This window comes from Rubrivirga litoralis, assembly GCF_031846415.1.
Taxonomy (GTDB): Bacteria; Bacteroidota; Rhodothermia; order Rhodothermales; family Rubricoccaceae; genus Rubrivirga; species Rubrivirga litoralis.
Map to the genome: position 1 here is coordinate 1 of NZ_JAVRHT010000069.1, position 4,828 is coordinate 4,828.

At 74.1% G+C, this 4,828-nt stretch carries 5 protein-coding genes and 1 tRNA gene; 3 read left to right on the plus strand and 3 right to left on the minus strand.

The genetic code is table 11. The features are described 5' to 3' along the window. On the minus strand, positions 1 to 288 hold the full coding sequence (locus tag RM540_RS16005; protein ID WP_311665978.1) for a family 4C encapsulin nanocompartment shell protein: 288 nt from the start codon (positions 286 to 288) through the stop codon (positions 1 to 3). A 90-nt stretch (positions 289 to 378) separates the two neighbouring features. Here RM540_RS16005 and RM540_RS16010 point away from each other — a divergent pair, with 90 nt between their 5' ends. Next, positions 379 to 1,221 (plus strand): alpha/beta hydrolase, encoded by an 843-nt coding sequence (locus RM540_RS16010; RefSeq protein WP_311665980.1) that lies wholly within the window; start codon positions 379 to 381, stop codon positions 1,219 to 1,221. A 16-nt stretch (positions 1,222 to 1,237) separates the two neighbouring features. Here RM540_RS16010 and RM540_RS16015 read toward each other — a convergent pair whose 3' ends face one another. Together RM540_RS16015 and RM540_RS16020 are read right to left on the minus strand one after the other, a co-directional pair. Further along, a complete protein-coding gene (locus tag RM540_RS16015; protein ID WP_311665982.1) occupies positions 1,238 to 2,071 on the minus strand; it encodes a glutaminyl-peptide cyclotransferase in 834 nt (277 codons plus the stop codon). Positions 2,072 to 2,090: 19 nt separating this feature from the next. Beyond that, positions 2,091 to 2,164 (minus strand) — tRNA-Arg (locus RM540_RS16020). 120 nt (positions 2,165 to 2,284) lie between these two features. Between RM540_RS16020 and RM540_RS16025 the strand changes: the two genes are divergently transcribed. Beyond that, positions 2,285 to 3,586 (plus strand): MFS transporter, encoded by a 1,302-nt coding sequence (locus tag RM540_RS16025; protein WP_311665985.1) that lies wholly within the window; start codon positions 2,285 to 2,287, stop codon positions 3,584 to 3,586. Between the two features lie 121 nt (positions 3,587 to 3,707). Continuing rightward, positions 3,708 to 4,828, plus strand: a 1,121-nt coding sequence (locus tag RM540_RS16030; protein ID WP_311665987.1) for a Nif3-like dinuclear metal center hexameric protein, incomplete at its 3' end; no start/stop codon positions are given.

The following is a 4,828-nucleotide window of genomic DNA, read 5'->3' on the forward strand; positions in this document are numbered from 1 at the left end:
TCACACTCGCTCGGCGCGGACGCCATCGGCCACCTCGCGGGGCGCGGGGACGACGCAGACGGCGCCGCCGCGGAACGGGTCCACGACGACTGTCAGCCACTGGTACTGCTCGACGTTGGCGCGCTCGCGGCCGAACCGGGCGGCGACGGCCGTCTTGAGCGCCTCGAACGCGTCGGGGCCGACGAGGATGGAGCGGGGCTCGAGGCCGCCGTCGCGGAGGCTGCGGACCTGCTCGTCGACGAACTCGAGGATGGCGTCGGCATCGGGCGTGGATTCGAGGACGGTCACGGGCGAGGCGGGGCAGGTCCAGGAGCGGGGCGGCCCGGTATACTCGCGTCTCCGCTCCAGAGTCCCACCCCGCCCCCAGGGTCCGCACGGATGACGCACGAGACCGACACCCTCCAGACCTTCGACGGCCTCTCCCTGTTTACGCGGCGCTGGGTGCCGGACTGGCGGCCGACGCGGCTCGTCGTGGCGCTCGTCCACGGGCTCCACGAGCACAGCGGGCGCTACGCCTACCTCGCGAGCGCGCTCATGGTACGCGGGATTGCGGTCCAAGCCGTCGACCTCCGGGGGCACGGGCAGTCGCCGGGCGAGCGCGGGCAGGTCGAGACCTCGTTCGACGAGTACACCCGCGACGTCGAGGCGCTGCTGGGCGGGGCGGCCGAGACGGCGGGCGGCCTGCCGGTCGTGCTCATGGGCCACTCGATGGGCGGGCTGGCCGCGGCCCGGACGGTCCAGGAGCGCGGGGCGGACAGGCTGGCCGGGCTCGTCCTCTCCTCCCCCGCCCTCTCCGTCGCCGCCCCGCCCGTGCTGCGGGCCGTCGCCCCGTACGTCGCGCGGTGGTTCCCGAACGCGCCGGCCACGCGCGTCGACCTCTCGAAGCTGTCCCACGACCCGACCGTCGAGCGCAAGTACCGCGAGGACCCGCTGACGATCGTCCGGGGCGTCCGCGCGCGGCTGGGGAACGCGATCGTCCAGGCGACCGAGCGGGTCCGCGAGCGGCCGGAGGCGTTCGGCCTCCCACTCTACCTGTTCCACGGCACGGCCGACGTCATCACGGACCCGGCGGGGACTGAGTGGCTGGCCGAGCACGCGCCCGGCGACGTCACGCTCCGCCTCTACGACGGGCTCTACCACGAGACGCTGCACGAGGACGAGCGCGACCGCGTGATCGCCGACCTCGTGGCGTGGCTGGACGTCCGGGCGGACGCCGCGTGACGGGCGGGGCGGCGGGCTACTCGGCGGGGACCTCGACGGCGTAGACGCTCGGCCACAGCTTGCCCGTCACCAGGAGGTGGCCCGTGGCCGGGTCGTGGGCGATCCCGTTGAGGACGTCCCGGCCGGTCCCGGTGTGGAGCGTGTGGAGCGTGCCGAGGTCGAGCCACCGGACGACGGCGCCGCTCTGGGGATCGACCGCCGCAATCCGCCCCGTCTGCCACACGTTCGCGTAGACGAGGCCGTCCACGTACTCGAGCTCGTTCAGCCGCGGGACCGGCCGGCCCCCGTCCCGGACCTCCACCGTGCGGACGACGGCGAGCGTGGCGGGGTCGAGGACGCGGAGCCGGTCGGACCCGTCGCTCAGGATGAGGTGCCGGCCGTCCTCGGTCAGCCCCCAGCCCTCGCCCGCGAGCGGGAGCGTGTCGAGCGGGGCCAGCGTCTGGACGTCGGCGACGTAGACACGCCCCTGGCGCCACGTGAGCTGGTAGAGCCGGCCGTCGAGGGCGGCGAGCCCCTCGGCAAAGTCCCCGTCGCCCAGCGACCGCGACGCCACGACGCGGCCGGTCGCCAGGTCCACGCGGCGGAGCGACGACCGGCCGTAGAGCCCGGTGCTCTCGTAGACCGCCCCGCCCTCGACCAGGAGCCCCTGCGTAAAGGCCAGCGTGTCGTGCGGGTACTGAGCGACGACCTCGGGCCGGAGGACAGGCGCCGCGCTGCCCTCCCCGCCCTCCCGGAGCGCCACGAGCCCGACGACCGCCGCGGCGGCGAGGAGCGCGGCGACCCAAGGCCACCGGCGCGCCCCCTGCCCCGCCCCGCCCGTGCGGCGCCGTGTCCGTTGTCGTGTCGCCATCGGGGGGCGGGGTGGTGGGTGCCCACGGCAGGAATCGAACCTGCGGCCTACTCTTTAGGAGAGAGTCGCTCTATCCGACTGAGCTACGTGGGCGCGTCCCGCTCGCCAGCCTGGGTCCAGTCTGGAGCGGGGCGGAAAGATAGTCCTCCCGCACCAGGGCGCTTGGGCGGGACGGTCTAGCTTGGCGGCTCCACCCCGCCCCCGCACGTCCGTATGGCCGAGACGACCGCCCCGCCCGCCTCGACGTCCCGCACCGTGTGGGCGTGGGCGCTCTACGACTTCGCCAACTCGGCGTTCACGACGCTCGTCGTGACCTTCATCTACGCGACGTACTTCACGCAGGGGATCGCGGCGAACGAGACCGACGGGACGGCGCAGTGGTCGCTCGCCGTCACGGTCACGGCCGTGCTCGTCGCCGTGCTCTCGCCGCTCCTCGGCGCCTACGCCGACGCGACCGGCACACGCAAGCGGCTCCTGTTCGTGACGACCGCGCTCTGCATCGCGGCGACGGCCGTGCTCTTTTTCCCCGAGCGGGGCGACGTCGCGTTCGCGCTCGGCGTGTTCGTGGTCGCGAACGTGGCATTCGAGCTCCAGAACGTGTTCTACAACGCGTTCCTCCCCGAGATCGCCCCGCCCGACCGGATCGGCCGAGTGTCGGGGCTAGGGTGGGCGCTGGGCTACGTGGGCGGGCTCCTGTGCATGGGCGTCGCGCTCGTCGTGTTCGTCCAGCCCGACGTGGCCCCGTTCGGGTTGGACAAGGCGACCGGCGCGAATGTCCGCGCGACGAACCTGCTCGTGGCCGCGTGGTTCGCGCTCTTTAGCGTCCCCGCCTTCCTCACGCTCCGCGACCCCCGCCCCGAGGCGCCGCCCGAGCGCCGCGGCCTCCTCCGCTCGACGCTGGGCGAGATCGCGGACACGGCCCGCGAGATCCGCCAGTACCGCCAGATCATCCGGCTCCTCGTGGCGCGCCTCGTCTACAACGACGGGCTGGTGACGGTCTTCGCGTTCGGCGGCATCTACGCGGCCGGCACGTTCGGCTTCACGTTCGAGGAGATCCTCTTTTTCGGGATCGCCCTCAACCTCGCCGCCGGCGCCGGCGCGTTCGTGTTCGGGTTCGTCGACGACCGGATCGGGGGGAAGACGACGATCCTCATCTCGCTCGGCGCCCTCACGGTCGCCACGCTCGTCGCCGTCCTGGGGCAGACGCCCGAGGCGCTGTGGGCGGCCGGCATCCTGCTCGGCATCGCGGCCGGGCCGAACCAGGCCGCCAGCCGCTCGCTGCTCGGCCGGTTCGTGCCGGGCGACAAGGAGACCGAGTTCTACGGCTTCTTCGCCTTCTCGGGCAAGCTGACCGCGTTCATGGGGCCGCTCCTGCTCGGCCAGCTCACGGTCGCCTTCGACTCGCAGCGGATCGGCGTGGGCTCGGTCGTCGTGTTCTTCGTGATCGGCGCCCTGCTCCTCCTCCGCGTCGACGAGGCCGAGGGCGTCCGCCTGTCGGGGCGCGCGCCGGCCTGACCACCCCGCCCAACGGCAAAAGAAGAGAGGAGGTGTCGAGGAGAAGAGGGCGGGGAGGCGAGGCCCCGACCACCCCGCCCGCGTCTTTCTCCCTCTTCTTCCGACCTCTTCTCCTCCTCCCATGCCCACCGTCCGCGACATCGTTTCTGTTCTCGACGCCTGGGCGCCGCCCGGGAGCGCGGCCGACTTCGACCGGGTCGGCCTCCAGGTCGGCGCCCCCGACGCCGAGGTGTCGCGCGTGCTCGTCGCCCTCGACCTCACGCCGGCCGTCGTGGACGAGGCGGCCGCGGGCGGGGCGGAGCTCGTCGTCACGCACCACCCGCTCTTGTTCAAGCCGCTCGGGCGCGTGACCGAGGGCGACGCGGTCGGCGGCCTCGCGTGGCGGCTCGTGCGCGCCGGCGTCTCGTACTACGCCCTCCACACGAACCTGGACGCGGCGTGGGGCGGCGTGTCGTTCGCGCTCGCCGAGACGCTGGGCGTCGAGGACCCGGAAGTCCTCGCCCCGCTCGACGGCGTGATGCGGAAGGTGGTCGTGTTCGCGCCCACCGATGCCGCCGACGCCGTCCGCGCGGCGCTCGACGCGGGCGGGGCGGGCGCGATCGGAGCGTACTCGGGTGCCAGCTTCTCGACCGGCGGCGTCGGCCGGTTTACGCCGGGGCCGGACGCCCGCCCCGCCATTGGGACCGCGGGCGGGGCGGAGGAGGCGGTCAACGAGGTGCGCATCGAGGCCGTCGTGCCGTCGTGGGGCGTCGGGCGCGTGCTGAAGGCGGTCACCGCGGCGCACCCGTACGAGGAGCCGGCGGTCGACGTGTTCGAGGTGCAGACGCCGGCGACGCGGCACGGGTACGGCGTCGTGGGCCGCCTCCCCGCGCCGGAGCCGCTGCCGGCATTCCTGGCGCGCGTGGCCGAGCGGCTGGGGGCCGGCGCGCTCCGCTACGTCGGCGACGACGCGGCGACGGTCGAGCGCGTAGCGGTGTGCGGCGGCTCGGGGCTGTCGTTCCTGGGCGCCGCCCTCGCGTCGGGCGCCGACGCCTACGTGACGGCCGACGTGACGTACCACCGCTGGTTCGAAGCGCTCGGGCCGAACGGCGCGCCCCGGATCGCGCTCGTCGACGCCGGGCACTACGAGACGGAGGCGATGACGGAAGGGCTCGTCGCCCGCCACCTCCGGGCCGCCCTCCCCGCCCTCGACGTGGCCACGACGCGGCACCGGACGTCGCCGATGAAGACGTTCGTGGGGTA